Here is a 23,182-nt window from a genome sequence, read left to right as displayed (position 1 = left end):
CGCCGTACCATCGCAGTCATGCGATTCGACGACGAGGGCGGCCGCCTGCTGATCCGTGACGGCGAGGGCGACGACGCGCTCGTGCTGGTCGAGTACGTGTACGAGCCGACCGAGCCGCAGCTCGAGTCGCCCCGCCCGTACGCGCTCCTGCGCACGCCGGGCGGGCGCGAGGTCACGGCATATCGCCCCGACGATCACGTCTGGCACAAAGGCCTCTCGCTCGCGCTGCCGAACGTCGGCCCGCACAACTTCTGGGGCGGCCCCACCTACGTCCGCGACGAGGGCTATGTGCAGCTGCCCAACAACGGCCGCCAGGTCCATCGCGCCTTCGTCACCTGGCACACCCCCGGCCTCGCTCGCGTCGACGAGGACCTCGACTGGATCACCGAGCAGGGCGACACCCTCCTCACCGAGCGGCGCACGCTCACAGCCCGCCGCGTCGAGGATGACGCCTGGGCCCTCACGTGGCGGAGCGAGCTCACGAACGTGTCGATGGATGCCGTCCCCTTCGGCTCCCCGACGACGAAGGGCCGCGCGGATGCGGGCTACGCGGGCATCTTCTGGCGTGCGCCCGCCGAGTTCACCGGCGGTGCCATCCTCGGACCGGGGGGCGAGGTGGGGGAGTCCGCGCGCGGCGCCGAGTCGCCGTGGCTGGCCCTCGTCGCCCCCGACGAGTCGGCGGGCGTCCTCGTGCTCGACCCCGGGGGCAGCCCGTGGTTCGTCCGCAGCGCCGACTACGCCGGCGCCGGTCCCGCGCCGTTCTTCCATGACGAGACCGTGCTCGGGTCAGGCGAGAGCCTCGTGCTCGCCGCGGCCCTGATCGTCGGCGGCCCCGGCGTCGCCGCGCTGGCCGACAGGGTCGGCGCGGCCCTCGTCGCCGAGCTGCGATCCGTTCCCCAGGGGGTCTCCGCATGACCGCGCATCCGTCCGTACCCCGCCATCCCGACTCCTCCGCCGGCCGGCTCCGCGTCGCGATCGTCGGCACGGGCGCCGTTTCCCGTCTGCACGCTCAGGCTGTCGCGGCGCATCCGCGCGCCGACCTCGTCGCCGTGACTGACCGCACGCGCGAGCGCGCCGATGAGTTCGCCGTCACCTGGTCGGTCCCGTCCGTCTACGACTCGCTCGACGAGCTGCTCGAGGCGCAGCATCCCGATGTCGTGCTGATCTGCACCCCGCCGGGCGTGCACCGCGAGCAGACCCTCGCCGCCTTCGCGGCGGGCGCCCACGTCGTGGTCGAGAAGCCGCCGGCGCCGTCGCTCGACGAGCTCGACGAGATGCTCGCCGCGGCCGCGAAGGCGGATCGGCGGCTCGCCGTCGTCTTCCAGCAGCGCACCGGCACGGCGGCCGCGCACGTGCGGCGCCTGCTGCAGGACGGCGCCCTCGGCCGCCCGCTCCTCGCGACGTGCGAGACCCTCTGGTACCGCGACGCGGCGTACTACGCCGTCGACTGGCGCGGCAGGTGGAGCACGGAGGGCGGCGGCACGACGCTGGGTCACGGCATCCATCAACTCGATCTGCTCGCGTTCCTGCTCGGCGACTGGGCGAGCGTGCAGGGGCGGCTCTGGCGCCTGGATCGAGAGACCGAGACGGAGGATGCCTCGACCGCCACCGTCACGTTCGCGAGCGGCGTCGTGGCGCAGGTCGTCACGAGCGCGGTGTCTCCGCGTGAGGTCAGCGCCATCCGTATCGACACGCAGCGGGCGACCGTTTCCGTCGAGCACCTCTACGGTCACGGGCACGAGAACTGGTCGATCACGCCGGCGCCCGGCACGGAGTCCGACCCGGCGTGGGCGCTGCCCGCCGATGAGGAGCGCAGCGATCACGGCCCGCTCCTGCGCGACGTGTTCGACGCGCTGCTCGACGGAACGCCCCTGCCCGACACGGCGACCGATCCGGGGCGCTCGTTCAGTCTCGTCGCGGCCATCTACGCGTCCGCCGCGGCCGATGGCGCCGCCGTGACGGCGGAGGACCTCCGGTCTCATCCGACGCACCGGTCGGGATTCGCGAGCCCCGTCATCGATCAGCGTCGTGTCTGACGGGCTCTACCGCGACCCGATCTACGACGGTGCGACCGACCCCGCCGTCGTGCGCGGCCCCGACGCGTGGGTCATGTTCTACACGCAGAGGCGGGCGACGCATCCCGATCCGGGCCCGGGGGTCGCGTGGGTGCACGGCAGCAGGATCGGGGTTGCGACGTCGCCCGACGGCCTCGCCTGGACGTATGCGGGCACGCTCGAGCCGACCGAGGCCGGGCTCGCGCTCGAACCGGGCCCCCCGCCCCGGATCGTCGACGATACGCACTGGGCGCCCGATGTCATCCACGATGGGGTGCGCTGGCGGATGTACCTCACCGAGATCGCCGGCGTCCCCGACCGGTGGGACGGCCACCCGCGGCACATCGTCGAGTACGTCTCCGACGACCTCGTCCGCTGGCGCCGCGCGGGGACGATCCCGCTGTCGAGCGATCGCGTCATCGACGCGGCCGTCGCGCGCTGTCCTGACGGACTCTGGCGGCTCTGGTTCAAGGACGAGGCCGCCGATTCGGTCACGAAGGTCGCGGCATCCGCCGATCTCGCATCGTGGCACGTGGAGGGCACCGCGATCGGCGGACGTCCGCACGAAGGTCCCTTCGTCTTCGAGCTCGGCGCCTGGTGGTGGATGATCACCGACGAGTGGCGCGGCCTCGCCGTGCACCGCTCGAGCGACGCGGTCGAGTGGCATCGGCAGGGCCTGATCCTCGCCGAACGGGACGGCGCGGGAGTCGAGATCGGGCGCCACGGTTCGGTCGTCGTCGACGGCCCGACGTCGGCGCGGCTCTTCTTCTTCACGCACCCGTGGTGGGATGGATCGGAGATCGCGGATGCAGCCGGCAGGGATGCCCGTCGGAGCGTCGTGCACGTCGCGGCGCTCTCCGTGTTCGGCGACGAGCTGATCTGCGATCGCTGAGCCACGCTCGGTGTGTGAATCGTCTCAATTTGGCAACCCGCCCTTGTGAAACGTTTTTCGCCGTGATAGCTTTCTGGGCAAGCGCTTTCCCGGCACCAGGGGAAGAGGCATCACACGGACGATGAGCGTCGGGTGGACCGAACACGGACGTTCAAGAGAGGACAAAGATGTTCAGCAAGAAGCGGGCATTCGCCGCCGTCGCGATCGCGGCCGGCGCAGCCCTGGCGCTGGCCGGCTGCGCAGGCGGGGAAGCGGCCTCCGGCGGCGGGACGCCGACGTTCAACCCCGACGAGAAGGTCACGCTCAACCTTTCCTTCTGGGGCAACGACGTCCGCGCCGACCTGTACAACCAGGTCATCGCGGAGTTCGAGAAGCAGTACCCCAACATCACCGTCAACTCGTCGTTCCTGGCCTTCCCGGAGTACTGGGAGAAGCGCCAGACCGAGGCGGCCGGCGGCGGACTCCCCGACGTCATGCAGTTCGACTACTCGTACCTGCGCCAGTACTCGGAGAACGGCCTGCTGCTCGACCTCGGCCCGTACCTCGGCAACATCATCGACACGAAGCCCCTCGCCGAGAACATCCTCAGCATCGGCGTCGTCGACGACGTGACGACCGGCATCCCGACCTCGACCAACGCGTGGGGCATGTACACCAACCCCAAGCTGCTCGAGCAGGCCGGCGTCGACGACTTCGCTGGCGGCTCGTGGGACGACTACAGCGACTGGATGAAGGAAGTGACGGATGCCGCGGGCGGCGCCTTCTACGGCGGCACCGACTACACCGGCCGCATCCAGAACTTCGAGCTGCAGCTGCGCGCGGAGGGCAAGGACCTCTTCACCGAGGACGGCGAGCCCGGCTTCGACAAGGCGCGCCTCAAGAAGTTCTGGGAGTCGGGCGCCGCGAACCGTGAGGACGGCGTGGTCGTCCCGCAGCAGACCCTCGAGGAGCTCGCGCCCAAGAGCGGCTTCGACGCAGCGAAGACGACGAGCGAGCTGACCTGGGACAACTTCGGGTCGGGCTACCTGGGCAACCTCGGCGCGGACTACACCGAACTCGGCCTCGTCGCCCCGCCGGTCACGAAGGAGGGCGCGAAGGACCTCTACCTGAAGCCGTCGATGCTGCACTCGATCTCCGCGAAGACGAAGCACCCGGAGGCCGCGGCGACGCTCGTGAACTTCCTCGTCAACTCGCCCGAGTCCGGCAAGATCTTCGGCACGAACCGCGGCCTGCCGGCCTCGGAGACGGCGCTCGCCGCGGCCGAGCTCGACCCGCTGAGCCAGCAGATCGCCGACTACGAGGCATCCATCAAGGACCGCCTCGGCGACGCCCCGCCCGTGCCGATCGTCGGCTACGGCACGCTCGAGGAGAAGTTCCGCCAGCTCGGCACGGAACTCGGATTCGGAACGACCTCGGTCGATGACGCTGTAGACCAGTTCTTCAGCGAGATGGACGTCGTCCTCAACCAGTAGCAGGCTTCCAGGGGCCCGGGCGCGATCGCTCGGGCCCCCGGACACCACCCCTCCACACCATTCGGGAGATCGACGTGAGCACGACTGCGACGAGAGTCATCGTGACGGACAGGAAGGCGCCTTCGGGTCGCAGCCTGTTCCGCAAGGGGAGTCCGGAGCTGGGCACGCGGCCTGGTATCCGTGCCCGGCAGCGGCGGGAGAGCCTGGCGGGGTATGGGTTCCTGACGCCGTGGCTGATCGGGTTCTTCGGGTTGACGATCATCCCGATGGGCTGGTCGCTGTATCTGTCGTTCACGAAGTACAACATCTTCACCCCGCCGAAGTGGATCGGTCTGGACAATTACGTCCGCCTGTTCACGAACGACCCGAGCTTCATGCAGGCCGCGCAGATCACGCTGATCTACGTGCTGGTCGGCACGCCGATCACGCTGGCCGCGGCGCTGGCGGTGGCGATGCTCCTGAACTACCGGGATCGCGGGTCGGGGTTCTTCCGCTCCTCGTTCTACGCGCCGTCGCTGATCGGCGGAAGCGTGTCGGTGGCGATCGTGTGGCGGGCTATGTTCGCCAACGACGGCCCGGTGGACCAGTCGCTGTCGTTCTTCGGCATCGATCTGGGTGGCTGGATCGGCAACCCTGCGCTGGTGCTGCCGGCGATGATCCTGCTGCATGTGTGGCAGTTCGGGGCGACGATGGTGATCTTCCTGGCCGGTCTGAAGCAGATCCCGAAGGAGCTGTACGAGGCGGCCGAGATGGACGGTGCGGGCCCGTGGCACCGGTTCCGGGCGGTGACGATCCCGATGCTGTCGCCGGTGATCTTCTTCAACCTGCTGCTGGGTCTGATCGGCGCGTTCCAGGTGTTCGCGTCGGCGTACATCATCTCCAACGGCACCGGCGGTCCTGCCGGGATGACGAACTTCATCACCCTGTACCTGTACAAGCGCGGGTTCAGCGACGGGCAGATGGGCTACGCGGCGGCGATCGCGTGGGTGCTGCTGATCGTCGTGGCGATCATCGCCTTCATCCTGTTCCGCACCCAGAAGTCGTGGGTGCACTACTCCGGAGACAACCGATGAGCACGACATTCGGCCAGCCGGCCATCGAGACCCTCGCGCACAACCTCGACGCGCGCCCCGACGCGCCCCGCCCCCGCCGCCGCCGGATCAAGCGGCGCACGTGGCAGACGGTGATCTGGGCGATCGTGCTGATCGCCCTGACCGCGCTCGTGCTGTACCCGCTGGTGTGGCTGGTGTTCTCCACCTTCAAGCCCAATGCGGAGTTCGGCCAGTCCATCGCGATCCTGCCCCGCAACCCTACGCTGGACAACTACGCCACCGTCGCGCAGGGCATCGCGGGCGTGCCGATGTGGAAGTTCTTCCTCAACTCCCTCATCATCGCCGGCGGCTCCGTCATCGGCACCGTGTTCAGCGCGTCACTGGCCGCGTACGCGTTCGCGCGCATCCAGTTCAAGGGGCTCGGCATCCTGTTCGCCGCGATGATCGGCACGCTCCTGCTGCCGTTCCACGTCGTGATCATCCCGCAGTACATCATCTTCAACAAGCTCGGCCTCATCGACACCTTCGTGCCGATCCTGCTGCCGAAGTTCCTCGCCACCGAAGCGTTCTTCGTGTTCCTGCTGGTGCAGTTCATCCGCCAGATGCCCCGCGACATGGACGAAGCGGCCCGCATCGACGGCGCCGGCCACTGGCGCATCTTCTGGTCGATCATCCTGCCGCTGATCAAGCCCGCCCTGATCACCTGCGCGATCTTCGCGTTCATCTGGAGCTGGAACGACTTCCTCGGACCCCTGCTCTACCTCACCAGCCCCGACAACTACCCGCTGCCCATCGCGCTGCGCCTCTACAACGACGCCTCCTCCGGCGGCGCCGACTACGGCGCCACCGTCACCGCCAGCTTCGTCGCCCTCCTCCCCGTCCTCCTCTTCTTCCTCGTCTTCCAACGCTTCCTCGTCGACGGCGTCGCCACCCAAGGCCTGAAGGGCTGACAGCCGTGAACCGCGCAGAGCTGAGGGCCGCCCGCCGGGACGACGTCTCGGGGGCCGGCCCGACCCTCGAGGACCGCCCGAGGTCGCGCTTCCCGGGCAAGGCGGGAGCGTTCGCCTTCTTCGGCGAGGTGCTCACCACGGGGCTGCTGATCGTGGCCGCCGGCATCCTCGTCGTGACGCTGCCGGCGGCGCTGGCAGCGGGCGTCCGGCACCTCCGCCGCTACCTCGCGGCCGAGGGGTCGCCCGTGCGGCTGTTCTGGCGCGACTTCATCGCGGCCCTCCGCGGCGGCCTGGTCGTCGGGTTGGCCGTGGTCCTGCTCTCCGCGGTGCTCGCCCTCGATGTCGCCCTCGCCGGCTCCGGCGCCCTGCCGGGCGGCGTCGTGATCGGCGCCGTCGGCTGGGCCGGCCTCGTTGCGACGGCGACCGCGCTGCTCTTCGCCGCCGCCGCGTGGACGCCCGAGCGCGGCTGGCGCGGCGCGGTGCGCAGCATCCCCTCCGCCGCCGCGGCCGACCCCATCGGCGCGCTCTATCTCGCCGCCACCGCGTTCTTCGTGGGCCTCTCGGCGTGGATGCTCGTGCCGCTCATCATCCCCGCGCTCGGCTGCGCGGCGCTCGCGGTCATCGCGATCCCCGCACGCCGCACGACCTGACCCGACTCGAGGAGGCCGCAGGTGCTCTACGGCGCCGACTACAACCCCGACCAGTGGCCCGAGGAGGTGTGGGACGACGACGTGCGTCTCATGCGCGAGGCGGGCGTCAACATCGTGAGCCTGGGCATCTTCGCGTGGTCGCGCATCCAGCCGTCCGAGGAGGTGTGGGACTTCGCGTGGCTCGACCGCGTCATCGACAAGCTGCACGCGGGCGGGATCGGGGTGAACCTCGCGACGGCGACCGCGTCGCCGCCTCCGTGGGTGAGCGCGCGCTATCCCGAGACGCTGCCCGCGGATGAGAGCGGCGCCTCGTACTGGCCGGGCAGTCGTCAGCACTTCGCCCCCTCGTCGCCGACCTATCGGCGTCTCGCGGGGGAGCTCGTGCGGCGGATCGCGGAGCGGTACGTCGATCATCCCGCCGTCGTCATGTGGCACGTGGGCAACGAGTTCGGCTGCCATCTCTGGTACGACTACTCCGACGCCGCGCGCGATGCCTACCGGTCATGGCTGCGTGCCCGGTACGGCTCGATCGCCGAGCTCAACGACGCGTGGGGCACGAGCTTCTGGTCCCAGCGGTACGGCGGCTTCGACGAGATCTTCCCGCCGCGCCTGGCCCCGTACAGTCACAACCCGTCGTCGATGCTCGACTTCCGCCGGTTCACGTCCGACATGCTGCTCGAGTGCTACCTGATGGAGCGCGAGATCCTGCTCGCCGCCGGCGCGACCCAGCCCATCTCGACGAACTTCATGGGGCCCTTCAAGCCGGCCGACTACGCGAAGTGGGCGCCCTTCATGGACGTGATCGCGGACGACTGCTACCCCGATCCCACCAATCCGCATCGGGTCCGGGATGCCGCCTTCCAGCGCGACCTCGTCCGCTCGCTGAAGCCCGGTGTGCCGTGGCTGCTGTGGGAGCAGGCGACGGATGCCGTCAACTGGCGACCCGCAAACCCCGGCAAGCGCGCCGGCGTGCTCGCCGCCGAGACCGCGCAGTCGATCGCGCGCGGCGCCGACGGGATCATGTTCTTCCAGTGGCGGCAGTCCCGCGCGGGGAGCGAGAAGTTCCACTCCGCGATGCTTCCGCACGCCGGCACCGGCACGCGCGTGTGGCGGGAGGTCACCGAGCTCGGCGCGCGCCTCGCCGCCCTGCCGGAGCTGCCCCCGCCGGGCCGCGACGCGCGGGTCGCGCTCGTCTTCGACTGGGAGAACTGGTGGTCGGTCGAGGAGCGCGACCACCCGGTGCAGATCGACTACCTGGCCCTCGTGCTCGAGTGGTACGGCGCGCTGCACGCCCGGGGGCTCATGGTCGACGTCGTCGCGCCCGAGCGCGTCGGCGGCGAGTACGACCTCGTCGTCGCGCCCGTGCTCTCGCTGCTGCGCGATGAGGGCGCCGCTGCCCTCACCCGCTTCGTCGAGGGGGGCGGCACGCTCCTGACGGGGCCGTTCACCGACGTCGTCGACGCGCACGACCAGTTCCGCGCCGGCGGATTCCTGACGCAGCTCGGGCCCGTGCTCGGTCTGCGCTTCGAGGACTTCGGCGCGCTCGGCGGCCCATCGACCGGCGGCACGGGCGTCGGGGCCCAGGGCTCGCCCGGCCGCGCGGGAGATGGCGAGACCGTCGAGGTCGTCCTCGACACTGATTCCTTCCGGGGGCGGCTCGTGGCCGAGGTCGTGCATCCCGTCGGCGCCGCCGTCGTCGCGACCTTCGCCGACGGACGCTCGGCGGGGGCGCCCGCGCTGACGCGGCATGCGTTCGGATCCGGCGAAGCCTGGTACGTCGCAACCATGCCCGACGCCGCGGGGCTCGAGCGCGTGGTCGCTCTCGTCGCCGAGGCATCCGGAGTCCGTCCCGTGGTGGAGAATCTGCCGCCGGGAGTCGAGGCCGCCCGCCGCGGCGACCTCGTGACGCTCGTCAACCACGGCGACCACGAAGTCGAGGTCGTCGTGGAGGGGAGGGATGCCGAGACCGGCGCGGTCGTCGGCCGCCGCCTCCTCGCGCCGCATCAGGTGCTGTTCGCCCTCGCGCCGGCGGACACCGTGCGCCGCGTCGGCGCGGCCGGCCGACCCGCGCACGCGGCCGGCGAGGCATCCCTCGTCGTCCGATGATCGGCACGGAGGCGTCGCTGCTCACGGCGCGACATCGGGGAGTGGATGCCGCCCCTCGGCGCCCCCGCATGGCCAACGAGGAGGAGCACCGGGCCGGACTCGAGCTCACGAGCCGCTCGCTCCTGCGTGACGGGCGGCCCTGGATCCCGGTGTCCGGCGAGCTGCACTACAGCCGCGTCCCGCGGGCGCGGTGGGCGCGTCGGCTCGCGCAGCTGCGCGCGGGCGGCGTGACGGTCGTCTCGACGTACGTGCCATGGATCCACCACGAGCCCGAGCGCGGCAGGCGGCGCTTCGACGGTGACCTGGACCTCGCCGCCTTCGTCGACGCCGTGCGGGCGCAGGGTCTCGAGTTCGTGCTGCGGATCGGCCCGTGGATCCACGGCGAGGTGCGCAACGGCGGCTTCCCCGACTGGGTTCAGGCGGCGCCCGTGCGGCACCGCACCGACGATCCCGCCTACCTGGCACTGGTCGCCGACTGGTGGGGCGCGGTGGCATCGGTCCTCGACGGGCGGTGCCGGCCCGAGAACGTGCTGGCGATCCAGCTCGACAATGAGCTCTACGATCAGCCCGCGCACCTCATGACGCTCAAGCGCCTCGCGCGGGAGGCGGGCCTTGCGGCACCGCTGTGGACCGCGACGGCGTGGGGTGGCGCACAGCTTCCCGATCCCGAGGTGCTGCCGCTGTGGGGCGGGTACGGCGACGGGTTCTGGGTCGACTCCGGAGAGCCCTGGGACCCGACGTTCCGCGCACACTTCTTCTTCTCCGACGACTGGGACGATCCGGGCATCGGCGCGGACGTGCGCGGCGAGGGGGCATCCGCTCTCTCGAGGCTGTCGCCGTGGTTCCCGCCCGCGACGTGCGAGCTGGGCGGCGGCATGGCGACGGCGTACCACCGGCGTCCGCGTCCTGACGCGCTCGACATCGCGGCGGTGGCCCACGCGAAGCTCGGCAGCGGGTCGGCCTGGCAGGGCTACTACATGTACGCCGGGGGGACGAACCCCGGGCCGGGCCTCGAGGAGACGCAGGCCACGGGATATCCGAACGACCTGACGCCGCTGTCCTACGACTTCCACGCACCCGTCGGCGAAGCCGGCCGACTCGCACCCTCGCACGCGGTGCTCCGGCGCCAGCACGCCTTCATCGAGGCGTTCGGCGACCGGCTTGCGGACATGCCCGCGACGCTGCCCGACGAGCGGCCCGCGGGCGTCGAGGACTCCTCGACCCTGCGTTGGGCCCTGCGATCCGACGGCCGGGAGGGCTTCCTCTTCATCGGCTGGCATCAGCCGCACGTCCCGCTGCCGGTGTACCGCGGCGCGCACTTCGCTCTGGCCGGACTCAACGGCGAGGTGCGGCTGCCGTCGCGTCCCGTCGACATCCCGCCCGGCACGCTCGCGCGATGGCCCTTCGGCCTCGTCGTGGGGGGAGTGCGCATCGCATGGGCCACCGCCTCGGTGCTCACGCTGCTCCCCGGCGCGGTGCCGACGCTCGTGCTCCTCGAGGACGCCGGCGTCCCGGTCGAGGTCTCGACCGGGGACGAGGTGCGTGTCGTCGTCCCGGGTGCGGCGCCCCTGCGACTCGCGACGGCGGACGGCGCGCTCGACCTGCTCGTGCTGCCGGCCGACGCCGATGTGTGGGTCGCGTCGACTCCCGCGGGGCGGCGACTGCTCCTGAGCCCCGACGAGCTTATGTGGGATGCCGCGACCGGTCGCCTCTCGGTGCACACGGTGTCGCGGACGCCGGACGTGCGTGAGTACGACCCGTCGGCGCGCGCGTTCGCCCCCGTCGTGCTCGAGCATGCGGGCGGGCGCGCGGGCGCGGCATCCCTCCCCACCCGTCTCGTGCGTGAGGGACGCCTGCCGAGCGGCGACTACGGCTCGCGCGACGGGCGGCATACGGCCCCCGGCGACGACGTGATCGATCGGGATGCCGCGGTGTGGCAGATCCACGTGCCGGCGGCCGCCGAAGCGACCCTCCGCATCAGGTGGGCCGGCGACGTCGCGCAGCTCCGGGTCGACGGGCGCACCGTCCGCGACCGGTTCTGGGACGGCTCCGACTTCCTCGTCGACGTGGAGGATTGCGGCATCGGTCCGCATTCCCTGGTCGAGCTGCGGGTGCTGGGCCTTCCGGGCGGGACCGAAATGTCTTTGCCGGCGGGTGCGGCGGGACGTGCCGCGGGCGGTCTGCTGGGCCTCGACGGCGTCCAGCTGGAGGAGCGTGCGCTCTGGCGGGAGACCACGTAATGGGAAAGCGCTTGCGCGCGCGTTTCCCGCATGCCACACTATTGGAAAGCGCTTACCCGATCTCGTGGAAGAGACGGGATGCCTGGAACGGCCTCACAGAAAGCAGGACACCGTGACCGACACGCTCATCGCTCCCGCGACCGCCCGCCCGCAGGTGCGGGAGATCGGCATCATCATGAACGGCGTCTCGGGCCGCATGGGATACCGCCAGCACCTCGTGCGCTCCATCCTCGCGATCCGCGAGCAGGGCGGCGTGGAGCTGCCCGACGGGTCGCGCGTCACGGTGCGGCCGATCCTCGTGGGCCGCAGCGAGCTGAAGCTCGCCGAGCTCGCCGCCAAGCACGACATCGAGGACTACACGACCGACCTCGACGCGGCCCTCGCCGACCCGCGGTGGGAGATCTACGCCGACTTCCTCGTGACGAAGGCCCGCGCGTCCGCCCTCCGCAAGGCGATCGCCGCCGGCAAGGCCATCTACACCGAGAAGCCGACCGCCGAGACGGTGGAGGAGGCGCTCGAGCTCGCGCGCCTCGCCGCGTCGGCCGGCGTCAAGACGGGCGTCGTGCACGACAAGCTCTACCTGCCGGGGCTGCAGAAGCTCAAGCGGCTGATCGACTCGGGCTTCTTCGGCCGCATCCTCTCGGTGCGCGGCGAGTTCGGCTACTGGGTGTTCGAGGGCGACTGGCAGCCGGCGCAGCGCCCGTCGTGGAACTATCGCGCCGAGGACGGCGGCGGCATCATCGTCGACATGTTCCCGCACTGGAACTACGTGCTGGAGAACCTGTTCGGCGAGGTGAAGACCGTGTACGCACAGGCATCCACCCACATCCCCACCCGCTGGGACGAGAACGGCGAGCCGTACACCGCGACCGCGGAGGATGCCGCCTACGGGATCTTCGAGCTCGAGGGCGATGTCATCGCCCAGATCAACTCCTCGTGGACGGTGCGCGTCAACCGCGACGAGCTCGTGGAGTTCCACGTCGACGGAACGCACGGCTCCGCCGTCGTGGGCCTCTTCGGCGCCAAGATCCAGCACCGCAACGCCACTCCGAAGCCGGTGTGGAACCCCGACCTCGCCGACAGCCACGACTACGACGCGGACTGGGCCGAGGTACCGGTGAACGACGTCTTCCAGAACGGCTTCAAGCAGCAGTGGGAGGAGTTCCTCACCTCGTATGTGCTCGGAACGGAATACGAGTTCGACCTCCTCTCCGGCGCGCGCGGCGTGCTGCTCGCGGAGGCCGGCCTGCAGTCGAGCCGCGAAGGCCGCAAGGTCGAGCTGCCGGCTCTGACGCTGGAGTGATCGGGATGCCGACGACCACCGCCACCGCCACCGCCACCTTCACGCTCCTCCGCGCCGACGGCACGGTCGCGGCCGCCGAGCTCAACGAGGCGCCCGCCTTCACGAAGCCGGCCGGACCGCTGCGCAGTCGCGTGGCATACGCCGCCGCGCACGTCGTGCCCGTCACCTGGGCGGACAACACACCCGGCCGACCCGCGCAGGTCGACTGGGATGCGACCCTCGACTTCCGTCGCCACGTCTACTCGTGGGGGCTCGGGGTCGCCGACGCGATGGACACGGCTCAACGCAACATGGGCCTCGACGCCGCCGCGACGCGTGAGCTGATCGCGCGCTCGGCGCAGGTCGCGCGCGAAGAGGGCGGCTCGGTCGTCGTCGGCGTCAACACCGACCACGTCGATACCGAGTCGATCTCGATCCCGGAGATCATCGACGCCTACACGGAGCAGCTGCACTTCACCGAGGATCAGGGTGCCGGCCCCGTGCTCATGGCGTCCCGTCACCTCGCCCGAGCCGCCACGTCGCGCACCGACTACCTGCGGGTCTACGGCGCGGTGCTGCAGGCGGCATCCACTCCCGTCGTCCTGCACTGGCTCGGCACCGCGTTCGACCCGGCCCTCGAGGGGTACTTCGGCTCGGCCGACTGGGAATCGGCGTCGGACGTGCTCCTGCGCATCATCGCCGAGAACCCCGGCAAGGTCGCGGGGGTGAAGATGAGCCTCCTGGATGCCTCGGCCGAGGTGTCGGTGCGCGAGCGCCTGCCCGAGGGCGTGCGGATGTTCACGGGCGACGACTTCAACTACGTCGGCCTCATCGGCGGCTCCGCCCCGGTCCCCGAGCTTGTCGAGGGGTCGAACGCCGACGCTCAGAGGGGAGCGGGTAAGGGCTACTCCGACGCACTTCTCGGCGCGTTCGCCGCGATCACGCCCGTCGCCTCCGCCGCGATCCAGGCGCTCGACGCGTCCGACCCCGCCGCCTACGAGTCCATCCTCGGCCCGACCGAGGAGCTCAGCCGTCAGGTCTTCGCCGCCCCGACGTTCTACTACAAGACGGGCGTCGCCTTCCTCTCCTGGCTCAACGGCCACCAGGCTGCGTTCCAGATGGTCGGCGGCCTGCACTCCGCGCGGAGCCTCCCGCACCTGTCGCGCATCGTGGAGCTGGCGAACGCGTCCGGGGCGCTCGAGCGGCCCGAGCTGGCCGCCGAGCGCTGGCATGGCCTCCTCCGCCTGAACGGACTCGACGCATGACCCCCGCCCCCCGCATCCATGTCCCCATTTCCCGCCTTCGTGTCCCGATTTCCATCGCCAACGGCCCCGGGAACGACCGAAAGTGGGACATGAACCACCAGGAGCGCGCATGATCGCCGTCGACCCCCGCCTGTCGATCAACCAGGCGACCCTGAAGTACGCGAGCCTCGCCGAGGCTCTTCGCGCGACCGCCGACAACGGCGTCCAGGCGATTGGCCTGTGGCGCGAGCCGGTCAACGAGGTGGGCCTCGCGACGGCGGCGTCGATGCTCGCCGACTCGGGCCTGCGCTTCTCGACGCACTGCCGCGGCGGGTTCTTCACGATCCCCGAGGGACCCGCGCGCCGGGCCGCGCTCGACGACAACCGCCGCGCGATCGAGGAGACCGCGACGCTCGCGGCCGCCGGCGCGCCCGGCTCGCGCGCCGTGCTCGTGCTCGTCGTAGGCGGACTGCCCGACGGATCGCGCGACCTCGTGGGGGCGCGCTCCCGCGTGCACGACGCCCTCGCCGAATTGGCACCGGATGCCGCGGCCGCCGGTGTGACGCTCGCGATCGAGCCGCTGCATCCCATGTACGTCTCCGACCGCGCCGTCGTCTCGACGCTCGGTCAGGCGCTCGATCTCGCCGCCGACTTCGATCCCGCCGTCGTGGGGGTCACCGTCGACACGTTCCACGTGTTCTGGGACCCGCAGGTGCTCGACCAGATCGCGCGCGCGGGTCGCGAGGGCCGCATCGCGACGTATCAGGTGTGCGACTGGAAGACGCCGCTCGCCGCCGACGTGCTGCTGTCGCGGCACTATCCGGGCGACGGCGTCATCGACTTCGCGTCGCTCACGCAGGCCGTCGTCGACACGGGCTACGCCGGCGACATCGAGGTGGAGATCTTCGACGAGGAGGTGTGGGCGACGGCGCCCGATGAGGTCGTGCGGCGCACCGCGGCGGGCTTCGGCGCGGCCGTCTCGCCGTCGCTGCGGGCGACCGTAGACTCTGCTCGATGAGCGACACCACCGTCGACCCGCTCCCCGTCCGTTCGCGCACGTCCGCGGCGACGCTGCACGACGTCGCGGCGGCTGCCGGGGTGTCGCTCGCGACGGCGTCTCGCGTGCTCAACGGCTCGTCCCGGAAGGTGGCCGAGTCGTATCGCGACCGCGTCGTCGCGGCCGCCGAGGAGCTCGGCTACACCGCCAATCTGTCGGCGCAGGCGACGGCGAAGGGCACGTCGGCGATCATCGCCCTGCTCGTCGCCGACATCGCCGACCCGTACTTCGGACAGCTGGCCTCGGGCGTCGCGCGCGGTGCTGATGAGGCCGGTCTCGTCGTGACCATCGCGATCACGGAACGGGATGCCGCGCGCGAGCTGCGTCTCGTGCGCGCGCTGCGGGGCCAGCGGCCTCGGGGCCTGATCCTCGCTGCGTCGCGAAGCACCGAGTCGTCGGTCCCCGAGCTTCAGCAGGAGCTGGACGCCCTCGCGGCCGCCGGGGGGCGCGTCGTCGCCCTCGGCCCTGGCGCGGGCGAGGTGCGCGCCGTCCTGATCGACAACGAGAGTGGAGCGCGCACCCTCGGCGCAGCTCTCGCCGACCGGGGCTACCGCTCGGCGATCGTGCTCGGCGCGCAGGAAGGCGTCCGCACGTCCGACGACCGCATCGCCGGGTTCACGGCGGGCTTCACGTCCGGCGGCGGAACGATCGATCGCGTGTATCGCGGTGCGTTCACGCGCGAGGCGGGGGAGCGGGTCATGCGCGAGGCGCTCGCCGACGGCATCCCGTCCGGCACTCTCGTCTTCGCGATCAGCGATGTCGTCGCGATCGGCGCTCTCACGGCTCTGCGTGAGGCGGGCCGGGTCGCCGGCGCCGACGTCGCGCTGGCGGGCTTCGACGACATCCCGGCGGCGCGGGACGTGGCTCCGGCCCTGACGACGGTGCGCGTGCCGCTCGACGTCGTCGGGTACGAGGCGCTGCGCGCCGCCGTCGACGAGTCGTGGCAGCAGGATCCCGCCGGCATCCCGCTCGAGGTCGTCCTTCGAGACAGCACTCCCGGCCTCTGATGCCGCCGTCGGATCCGCCTTCGGTGGTGTTCGCCCCCGACAGCTTCAAGGGTTCGATCGGCGCCGCCGCGGCGGCTGCGGCACTGGCCGAGGGCTGGGCCTCGGTTCGCCCCGACGATCGGGCGGTGCTGCGTCCCGTCGCCGACGGGGGAGAGGGCACGCTCGACGCCTTCGCCGCCGCCGTTCCGGGCGCGCACCGCATGCCCGTCGTCGTGACCGGCCCCGACGGCGAGCCCGCCGAGGCATCCTGGCTGCTGCTGCCCCCGACGGGGGATGCTCCCGAGGGGATCGGGGTCGTCGAGCTGGCGTCGACGTCGGGGATCGAGTTCCTCGGCGAGCGCAGGCTGCCGTGGGATGCCGGCACTCGCGGCTTCGGCGAGGCGATCGCGGCTGCGCTCGATCACCGTGTGTCTCGACTCGTCCTCGGCATCGGCTCGAGTGCGTCGACCGATGGCGGTGCCGGGATGCTGACGGCGCTCGGCGCCGTGCTGACCGACTCGTCGTGCCGCCTGATCGAGCCGGGGGCGCGGGGTCTGCTGCATGTCGCGCACGCGGTGCTCGACGACCTCCGGCCGCTGCCCGCCGGTGGTGCGGTCGTGCTCACGGATGTGACGAACCCGCTTCTCGGCCCGTCGGGCGCTGCCGCCGTGTTCGGTCCGCAGAAGGGCCTCGCACCCGACGAGATCCCTGCCGTCGACGACGGTCTCTCGCGCCTCGCCGGGCTCCTTCCCGCCGACGCGCGAGCAGCGGGTGCCGGCGCCGCGGGCGGGACGGGCTTCGCGCTTCTGTCGTGGGGCGCGCGACTCGTGCCCGGTGCCGCTGAGGTGGCCGAGCTGGTCGGTCTGCCGGAGGCTCTCGCCGGCGCGTCGGTCGTGGTGACGGGCGAGGGGTCGTTCGACGGCCAGTCCGCCGCGGGCAAGGCTCCGGCTCACGTCGCAGCGCTCGCGGCGGCGGCGGCCGTTCCGGTCGCTCTCGCGGCGGGCCGCATCGCTCGGGATGCCGACACGTCGGCGTTCGCCGCGACCGCGTCGCTCACCGATCTGGCCGGGTCGTCGGCTGCGGCTCTCGCGGGCCCCGCGACCTGGCTGCGTGCGGCCGGCGCCGCGCTCGCCCGCTCGCTCTGACCCCGTCGGACGTCGACCTCGACCCCTCGACAAGCTCGGGGACCCGAACCCGACCGCCCGGGCGCGAACGCGGCGCCATCCGGTGGCCGGGGCGTCGAGGCTGCGCTCGCGGAGACCGTCAAGACGGCCGCCCAGTCCACCCCGATCGCCGAGCTCATCGAGGCGTCGAACCTGCACTCGCGGCGGGCCGTGATGCCGTCGTCCAGTGCACCCGGTCATTCCTCGCCGAGTTCACCCCGGTCGCCGAGCTTGTCGAGGCGTCGAGCCTGCACCGGCGGCCATCTCTCGCCTCCATTCCGGTCGCCGAGCTTGTCGAGGCGTCGAGCCCGCACCCGCGGGGAAGTGACCACCGTTGCTTAGTGGACCCCGCCATCGTTTCGCCAGGTCCACCCCGGTCGCCGAGCTTGTCGAGGCGCCGAGCCTGCACCCGTCGCCATCTCTCGCCGAGTTCACCCCGGTCGCCGAGCTTGTCGAGGCGTCGAGCGCGACCCCGCGGGGTCTTGACCACCGCCGCTTAGTGGACGCCGCCATCTTTTCGCCAGGTCCATTCCGGTCGCCGAGCTTGTCGAGGCGTCGAGCGTGAGCCTGCGTAGGACTTCGAGCGCGTCGTCCAGTGGACTCGGCCGGTCCACCTCGGTCGCCGAGCTTGTCGAGCGTCGAGCCTGCGCTCGCGGAGGCCGTCAAGCCCGTCGCTCGATCGACGCCGTCATCGCGCAGCGGGTCCCCACCGGTCGGCCGGCTCGGCGGCCTCGATCCGGTTCGCAACCCCGGTCGCCGAGCTTGTCGAGGCGTCGACTCCATGCCGCCGACGGGCTTCGGGATCGGCACCTCCACCCCCCGACTGCCCTCGGTCGTCGGTGAGGCTCAGGCCCCGCCGAGCGCCTCCGACACGACCGCGCGCGCCTCCTCCTGCACCGCGGCGAGATGCTCCGGGCCGCGGAGGGACTCGGCGTAGAGCTTGTACACGTCTTCCGTGCCGGACGGACGCGCGGCGAACCAGGCGTGCTCGGTCTGCACCTTGAGGCCACCGATCGCGGCGCCGTTGCCGGGCGCGTGCGAGAGCTTCGCCGTGATCGGCTCGCCCGCGAGCTCGGTCGCCGTGACCGCCTCGGGTGCGAGCTTCGACAGCGCGGCCTTCTGCGCCGGCGACGCGGGAGCGTCCACACGCTGGTACGCCGACGACCCGAACTCGGCCTCGAGCTCCGCGTACCGCTGCGAAGGCGTCTTGCCCGTCACCGCGAGGATCTCCGATGCCAGCAGGCACAGCAGGATGCCGTCCTTGTCGGTCGTCCACACCGTGCCGTCCTTGCGGAGGAACGACGCACCCGCCGACTCCTCGCCGCCGAAAGCGACCGATCCGTCGAGCAGCCCCGGCACGAACCACTTGAAGCCCACCGGAACCTCGAGCAGCTCGCGTCCGAGCGAGGCCGCGACGCGGTCGATGATCATCGACGACACGAGGGTCTTGCCGACGGCGGCGCCCGAGGGCCACTGCGGCCGGTGCGAGTACAGGTAGTCGATCGCGACCGCGAGGTAGTGGTTCGGGTTCATGAGCCCCGCGTCGGGCGTCACGATGCCGTGGCGGTCCGCGTCGGCGTCGTTGCCCGTGAGAAGGTCGTACTCCTCGCGGCGGCCGATCAGCCCGGCCATGGCCGACGGCGATGAGGGATCCATGCGGATCTTCTCGTCCCAGTCGAGCGTCATGAAGCGCCAGGTCGGGTCGACGTCGGGGTTCACGACGGTCAGGTCGAGACCGTAGACCTCGGCGATCAGCGCCCAGTACTCGACCGATGCGCCGCCGAGCGGGTCCGCGCCGATCCGCACGCCCGCGTTGCGGATCGCCTCGACATCGATGATGTTCTCGAGGTCGCGCACGTATGCGTCGCGGAAGTCGTACTGGCCCAGCGTGTCGGCATCCAGATCCGCGTAGCGCGTCCGCTTGACGCCGTCGAGCGATTCTCCGATGTAGTAGTTGGCCTTGTCGGCGATCCAGCCCGTCGCGTCGGTGTCGGCCGGTCCGCCGTTCGGCGGGTTGTACTTGAAGCCGCCGTCGCGCGGCGGGTTGTGCGAGGGGGTCACCACGATGCCGTCCGCACGACCGGGGTCGTCGAGGGCCCGCCCCCGGTTGTACGCGAGGATCGCGTGGCTGAGGGCCGGTGTCGGCACCCACGAGTCGCGCGAGTCCACGCGCACGTCGATGCCGTTCGCAACGAGCACTTCGATGGCCGTCCGCTCGGCCGGAAGCGAGAGGCCGTGGGTGTCGCGGCCCAGGAAGAGCGGGCCGGCGATCCCCTGCGCGTTGCGGTAGTCGACGATCGCTTGCGTCGTCGCGAGGATGTGATCCTCGTTGAAGCTCGTGCTCAACGACGATCCCCGGTGGCCGCTGGTCCCGAAGGCGACCCGCTGCTCGGGCACCGAGGCATCCGGTTTGCGGTCGTAGTAGGCGGCGATCAGTTCGTCGATGTCGATGAGGTCGGATGCTTCGGCGGGCTGTCCTGCGCGGCTCATGCCCCCCAGTCTGCCCGGTCGCGGGACGGATGTCGCGACCGGATCGAAACGCGAAGCCACGCTGAAGCGGCCCGGATAGGCTTCTCCCGTGACTTCCGAGCCCGAGGACGCCGACCGCCGCACCTACAGCTACCTCGGACCCGCCGGAACCTTCACCGAAGCCGCCCTCGCGCAGGTGCCCGAGGCTCGCGGCCAGCAGTGGCGGCCCGTCCGCAACGTCGGCGAAGCCCTCGCCGACGTCGTCGAAGGCCGCTCGAACGGCGCGGTCATCGCGATCGAGAACTCCGTCGACGGCGGAGTCTCCACAGCGCAGGATGCACTCGCCACGATCCCCGGTATCCGCATCGTGGGGGAGTATCTCGTCCCCGTCGACTTCGTGCTCGTCGCGCGCCCGGGGACGAAGCTCGAGGATGTCTCGCTCGTCGCCGCCCACCCCGTCGCGTACGCGCAGTGCCTGCAGTGGCTCACGACCAACCTTCCCGCGCACGCGCACATCCCCGCCGCGAGCAATGTCGCGAGCGCTGTCGGGCTGCTCGACGGCACGAGTGACGCGGACGCCGCCATCGCCCCGCCCGGCATCCTGGACCATCACCAGGTCGAGCTGCTGGCAGAGAAGATCGGCGACAACGCCAACGCCGTGACACGGTTCGTCCAGGTATCGCGACCCGTCACCCCGCCTCCGCCGACGGGTGCCGACAAGACGTCGCTCATCGTCGAGCTGCCCGACGACCACCCTGGCGCGCTGCTCGAGATGCTCGAGCAGTTCGCGACGCGCGGCATCAACCTCTCTCTTCTCGCGTCGCGCCCGATCGGCGACGAGCTCGGCCGCTACCGGTTCGTCATCGACGCCGACGGACACATCGAAGACGAGCGCATGGCGGACGCCCTCCTGGGCCTGCGCCGCTCCAGCCCGAAGGTGATCTTCCTGGGCTCGTATCCTCGCGCCGATCGCGCGATCGTGCGCTATCCGGATCGCTATTCCGACGATGTCTTCATCGAGGCGCGAGATTGGCTTCGCGGCCTCATCAGCGGAGAGCCCGAGTCCTGACCGATGACTGAGGTGCTGCGCTATGCGGCGTTCGTCGACAGCGCCGCCCCCGGCTCGTTCGACCGTGGGAACCCGGCGGGTGTGGTTCCGGATGCCTCCACTTTGACCGACGCCGAGATGCAGGCGATCGCCGCGGAGGTCGGGTACTCCGAGACGGCCTTCCTCACGGGGCCGACGACCGACGGAGCGCGCAGCATCCGGTACTTCTCGCCTCTCGCCGAAGTGCCGTTCTGCGGTCACGCCACGATCGCCACCGCCGTCGTGCTCGCCGAGCGCGAGGGGCCGGGACGATTCCGCTTCGCAACCGCGGTCGGCGACGTGGTCATCGAGACCCGTCGCCGCGAGGCGGGCGAGATCGAGGCATCCTTCACGAGCGTCGAGCCGGCCGGCGAAGAGATCGCCCCGCAGACGCTCGTCGCGCTGCTCGACCTGCTCGGGCTCGCCCCCGCAGACCTCGCGGCGGAGTTCCCGCCCCGCATCTCGTTCGCCGGCAACCGTCATCCCGTTCTCGTCGTCGATCGAGCCGACGTGTTCGACGCGTTCTCGTTCGACCCGGTCGCATTGCGCGACCTCATGGATGCCGAGGGCTGGGCAGGCACGGTGACCGTCATGCATCGCCTCTCGGACACCGAATGGGAGGGTCGCAACCCCTTCCCCGTCGGCGAGATCATCGAGGACCCCGCCACCGGCTCGGCGGCCGCGGCCTTCGGCGCGTACCTCCGAGAGCTGAAACGCGTTCCCGCCGACGGCCGCGTCGTCATCCATCAAGGCCGTCATGTGGGGCGCCCCAGCGTCCTGCGTGTCGACATTCCGGCGGCAGGCGGCATCACCGTCTCGGGTGGCGCAGCCCCGATCCCCTGACCGAGCGTCGCAGGCCTGAGTGCCTCGTGCGGCTCGGCCCCGCTCCCTTGCGTTGAATTAGATCGGATCGTCGTGTCCGGCGGGTCACCCGTCATCGGATGGTCGCTCGCGAGCGGAGCGAACCGCAGGAGGCTTCGCGATCGGAGCAGCCGGGGCGGCGCATCGGGGCGTCGAAGCCAGTATCCGGTTTCGTCGCGAATGACGCGCCACCCCAGATTGTGCAGGCGCATGTGACAGTTGCGGCAGAGCAGCACTCCGTCGGCCAGATCCGTTCGGCCGTGATGCTCGTGCCAGTGGTCGAGATGGTGCGCTTCGCATCGTGACGGCTCGGCGCCGCAGGCGAGGCATCCACCGTCTCGAACCGCCATCGCGATGCGCTGGCGACGCGTGAACAGCCGCCGCTCGCGACCCACGTCGAGCGGGGAGCCCTCATGATCGAGGACGACGGGAAGCGCACCCGCGCTGCAGAGGTAGGTCTGCACGACGCCGTCGGGCACCGCCTGGCCGGTCTCCTCGTACCAGCCCACCGCGTCGTCCCGCGGAAGATCGTCGCGGGTCACGATGATGCGGACACCCGGCTGTCGATCGCCGAAAGCCTGTGCCGGGTCGGCCTGCGCCCCCGTCTTGAGCACGGCGAAGACGGTGTCGTACTGCAGCTGCTCGTTCGTGCGGGTGTCGTCGCCGCGCTCCGCGCCACCCGCCGCATCCACGAATCGCGGTCCGCGTCGAGGTCGGAGGGCCGCCCCGAGCAGCGTGCGCACCCAGGCCGCCGCGTCGTCGTCGAAACGGATGCGCGCGCACTGCTGCCCGTTCTCGTCGACCCACATCGTGAACGAGCGTCGCTCGAACCGCTCCTCGAAGCGAAGTCGCGTGCCGATCGGGTCGAGGGTGTCGCGTGCGAGGCGCGCCGCGGCGCGGAGGTCTTCGACGACGCGATCGGACGCCTCCTCGATCAGCATCGACGCAGCCTCGCGCCACATCGCTCGCAGTCGGTCTGCATCGGGATAGCGACCGACGGGCGGCTCGCCGAGCCCGCGGCGGATCGCGTCGTACTGTTCACGCGACAGGCGTCCGGTCGTCAGCGACCCGGTGAGCACTGCGAACCACGGTTCCTGCAACGGAGCATCGTCGGGCGGCGCCGGATCATCGCCGGGCGGCGCGGGCGAAGCCGCCGCGAGGTCGTGACCCGCCTCCGTTGCGCGGCGAACTTCCGTCGCGGACTGGCCGGTCACGCTCTGAATCAGGGTCGTCGCCGTACGATGCCCAGTCCGCTGCGCCAAACCGGAGTAGCCGAGCTCCCGACGCGACCGCCGATCGATCTCCGATGACAGCGCGGCGCCGACGACATCCAGTGCGCGTCTCGCATCGGCCACCGCGCTCAGCGCGGCGATCAGCTCATCGTCGCAGACAGCCGTCGCCGCGGCCGAGATCTCTCGGTCGCCGACCACGGTCGCGATGCAGGCCGTCGCCTCGCCAAGTCGCTGGATGATCGTCGCCAACGCGCGCGCCTTCCCCGGGAATCGGGAGAGTGGGCACGTCTCTCAATCGGTGATCCGACTCTACGCGGGACCTCCGACATCGAGATCCGCCCCGCGAGCCGGCACATCGTCGGGCCGCATCGCGAAGCGGATCAGC

General features: G+C 71.1%; 18 protein-coding genes. 16 read left to right on the top strand and 2 right to left on the bottom strand.

Features of this window, described 5'->3' with window-relative positions; translation table 11 throughout:
* Window positions 1-18 precede the first annotated feature (18 nt).
* The 14 genes from AAIB33_RS13885 to AAIB33_RS13820 all read left to right on the top strand — a co-directional run bounded on the left by AAIB33_RS13885 (window position 19) and on the right by AAIB33_RS13820 (window position 17,130).
* Complete coding sequence (locus AAIB33_RS13885) at window positions 19-915, top strand: PmoA family protein (protein WP_345800552.1); 897 nt, start codon at window positions 19-21, stop codon at window positions 913-915.
* Window positions 912-2,036 carry a Gfo/Idh/MocA family oxidoreductase gene (locus AAIB33_RS13880; RefSeq protein WP_345800551.1) on the top strand — a complete coding sequence of 375 codons (1,125 nt, stop codon included), beginning with the start codon at window positions 912-914 and terminating at the stop codon, window positions 2,034-2,036. The genes AAIB33_RS13885 and AAIB33_RS13880 overlap by 4 nt, the downstream gene beginning before the upstream one ends.
* A complete protein-coding gene (locus tag AAIB33_RS13875) occupies window positions 2,029-2,946 on the top strand; it encodes a hypothetical protein (protein ID WP_345800550.1) in 918 nt (305 codons plus the stop codon). Before AAIB33_RS13880 ends, AAIB33_RS13875 begins: the two co-directional genes overlap by 8 nt.
* 167 nt (window positions 2,947-3,113) lie before the next feature.
* Window positions 3,114-4,418, top strand: a complete 1,305-nt coding sequence (locus tag AAIB33_RS13870) for an extracellular solute-binding protein (protein ID WP_345800549.1) — start codon at window positions 3,114-3,116, stop codon at window positions 4,416-4,418.
* A gap of 74 nt (window positions 4,419-4,492) precedes the next feature.
* Entirely contained in the window at window positions 4,493-5,491 is a 999-nt protein-coding gene (locus AAIB33_RS13865) for a sugar ABC transporter permease (protein WP_345800548.1), read from the top strand.
* Window positions 5,488-6,420, top strand: a complete 933-nt coding sequence (locus AAIB33_RS13860) for a carbohydrate ABC transporter permease (protein ID WP_345800547.1) — start codon at window positions 5,488-5,490, stop codon at window positions 6,418-6,420. Before AAIB33_RS13865 ends, AAIB33_RS13860 begins: the two co-directional genes overlap by 4 nt.
* Before the next feature lie 5 nt (window positions 6,421-6,425).
* Window positions 6,426-7,070: a hypothetical protein gene (locus AAIB33_RS13855; RefSeq protein WP_345800546.1), complete on the top strand. Its 645-nt coding sequence runs from the start codon at window positions 6,426-6,428 to the stop codon at window positions 7,068-7,070.
* A 21-nt stretch (window positions 7,071-7,091) separates the two neighbouring features.
* Entirely contained in the window at window positions 7,092-9,176 is a 2,085-nt protein-coding gene (locus AAIB33_RS13850) for a beta-galactosidase (RefSeq protein WP_345800545.1), read from the top strand.
* On the top strand, window positions 9,173-11,416 hold the full coding sequence (locus AAIB33_RS13845) for a beta-galactosidase (RefSeq protein ID WP_345800544.1): 2,244 nt from the start codon (window positions 9,173-9,175) through the stop codon (window positions 11,414-11,416). Before AAIB33_RS13850 ends, AAIB33_RS13845 begins: the two co-directional genes overlap by 4 nt.
* Before the next feature lie 112 nt (window positions 11,417-11,528).
* Entirely contained in the window at window positions 11,529-12,719 is a 1,191-nt protein-coding gene (locus AAIB33_RS13840; protein ID WP_345800543.1) for a Gfo/Idh/MocA family oxidoreductase, read from the top strand.
* A gap of 5 nt (window positions 12,720-12,724) precedes the next feature.
* Window positions 12,725-13,963, top strand: coding sequence for a dihydrodipicolinate synthase family protein (locus tag AAIB33_RS13835; protein ID WP_345800542.1), 1,239 nt, complete (start codon window positions 12,725-12,727; stop codon window positions 13,961-13,963).
* 109 nt (window positions 13,964-14,072) lie between these two features.
* Complete coding sequence (locus AAIB33_RS13830) at window positions 14,073-14,960, top strand: sugar phosphate isomerase/epimerase family protein (RefSeq protein ID WP_345800541.1); 888 nt, start codon at window positions 14,073-14,075, stop codon at window positions 14,958-14,960.
* Window positions 14,957-16,006 carry a LacI family DNA-binding transcriptional regulator gene (locus AAIB33_RS13825; protein ID WP_345800540.1) on the top strand — a complete coding sequence of 350 codons (1,050 nt, stop codon included), beginning with the start codon at window positions 14,957-14,959 and terminating at the stop codon, window positions 16,004-16,006. Before AAIB33_RS13830 ends, AAIB33_RS13825 begins: the two co-directional genes overlap by 4 nt.
* The gene (locus AAIB33_RS13820) at window positions 16,006-17,130 is read left to right on the top strand and encodes a glycerate kinase (RefSeq protein ID WP_345800539.1); all 1,125 of its coding nucleotides are present in this window, start codon (window positions 16,006-16,008) and stop codon (window positions 17,128-17,130) included. Before AAIB33_RS13825 ends, AAIB33_RS13820 begins: the two co-directional genes overlap by 1 nt.
* Before the next feature lie 864 nt (window positions 17,131-17,994).
* Here the strand turns inward: AAIB33_RS13820 and pgm are convergent.
* A complete protein-coding gene (gene pgm / locus AAIB33_RS13815; RefSeq protein ID WP_345800538.1) occupies window positions 17,995-19,638 on the bottom strand; it encodes a phosphoglucomutase (alpha-D-glucose-1,6-bisphosphate-dependent) in 1,644 nt (547 codons plus the stop codon).
* An 88-nt stretch (window positions 19,639-19,726) separates the two neighbouring features.
* Between pgm and pheA the strand changes: the two genes are divergently transcribed.
* Together pheA and AAIB33_RS13805 are read left to right on the top strand one after the other, a co-directional pair.
* Window positions 19,727-20,686 carry a prephenate dehydratase gene (gene pheA, locus AAIB33_RS13810; RefSeq protein ID WP_345800537.1) on the top strand — a complete coding sequence of 320 codons (960 nt, stop codon included), beginning with the start codon at window positions 19,727-19,729 and terminating at the stop codon, window positions 20,684-20,686.
* 3 nt (window positions 20,687-20,689) lie between these two features.
* Window positions 20,690-21,547, top strand: coding sequence for a PhzF family phenazine biosynthesis protein (locus tag AAIB33_RS13805; protein ID WP_345800536.1), 858 nt, complete (start codon window positions 20,690-20,692; stop codon window positions 21,545-21,547).
* On the opposite strand, the gene AAIB33_RS13800 is transcribed toward AAIB33_RS13805, so the two are convergent.
* A complete protein-coding gene (locus AAIB33_RS13800; protein WP_345800535.1) occupies window positions 21,460-23,046 on the bottom strand; it encodes a DUF222 domain-containing protein in 1,587 nt (528 codons plus the stop codon). The two genes, AAIB33_RS13805 and AAIB33_RS13800, sit on opposite strands and share 88 nt — an antisense overlap.
* Window positions 23,047-23,182 lie beyond the last annotated feature (136 nt).

Origin of the sequence: Microbacterium sp. AZCO (genome assembly GCF_039614715.1) — a bacterium.
GTDB lineage: Bacteria > Actinomycetota > Actinomycetes > Actinomycetales > Microbacteriaceae > Microbacterium.
Note: the sequence above shows the minus strand (reverse complement) of the source record. Positions and strands in the feature narration are given on the sequence as shown.

What these genes read in the sequence shown, in the direction of transcription:
- AAIB33_RS13885 (WP_345800552.1), top strand. Translation starts at nt 19, where the DNA reads ATGCGATTCGACGACGAGGGCGGCCGCCTGCTGATCCGTGACGGCGAG.
- AAIB33_RS13845 (WP_345800544.1), top strand. Translation starts at nt 9,173, where the DNA reads ATGATCGGCACGGAGGCGTCGCTGCTCACGGCGCGACATCGGGGAGTG.
- AAIB33_RS13835 (WP_345800542.1), top strand. Translation starts at nt 12,725, where the DNA reads ATGCCGACGACCACCGCCACCGCCACCGCCACCTTCACGCTCCTCCGC.
- AAIB33_RS13825 (WP_345800540.1), top strand. Translation starts at nt 14,957, where the DNA reads ATGAGCGACACCACCGTCGACCCGCTCCCCGTCCGTTCGCGCACGTCC.
- pgm (WP_345800538.1), bottom strand. Translation starts at nt 19,638, where the DNA reads ATGAGCCGCGCAGGACAGCCCGCCGAAGCATCCGACCTCATCGACATC.
- AAIB33_RS13820 (WP_345800539.1), top strand. Translation starts at nt 16,006, where the DNA reads ATGCCGCCGTCGGATCCGCCTTCGGTGGTGTTCGCCCCCGACAGCTTC.
- AAIB33_RS13860 (WP_345800547.1), top strand. Translation starts at nt 5,488, where the DNA reads ATGAGCACGACATTCGGCCAGCCGGCCATCGAGACCCTCGCGCACAAC.
- AAIB33_RS13880 (WP_345800551.1), top strand. Translation starts at nt 912, where the DNA reads ATGACCGCGCATCCGTCCGTACCCCGCCATCCCGACTCCTCCGCCGGC.
- AAIB33_RS13805 (WP_345800536.1), top strand. Translation starts at nt 20,690, where the DNA reads ATGACTGAGGTGCTGCGCTATGCGGCGTTCGTCGACAGCGCCGCCCCC.
- AAIB33_RS13870 (WP_345800549.1), top strand. Translation starts at nt 3,114, where the DNA reads ATGTTCAGCAAGAAGCGGGCATTCGCCGCCGTCGCGATCGCGGCCGGC.
- AAIB33_RS13830 (WP_345800541.1), top strand. Translation starts at nt 14,073, where the DNA reads ATGATCGCCGTCGACCCCCGCCTGTCGATCAACCAGGCGACCCTGAAG.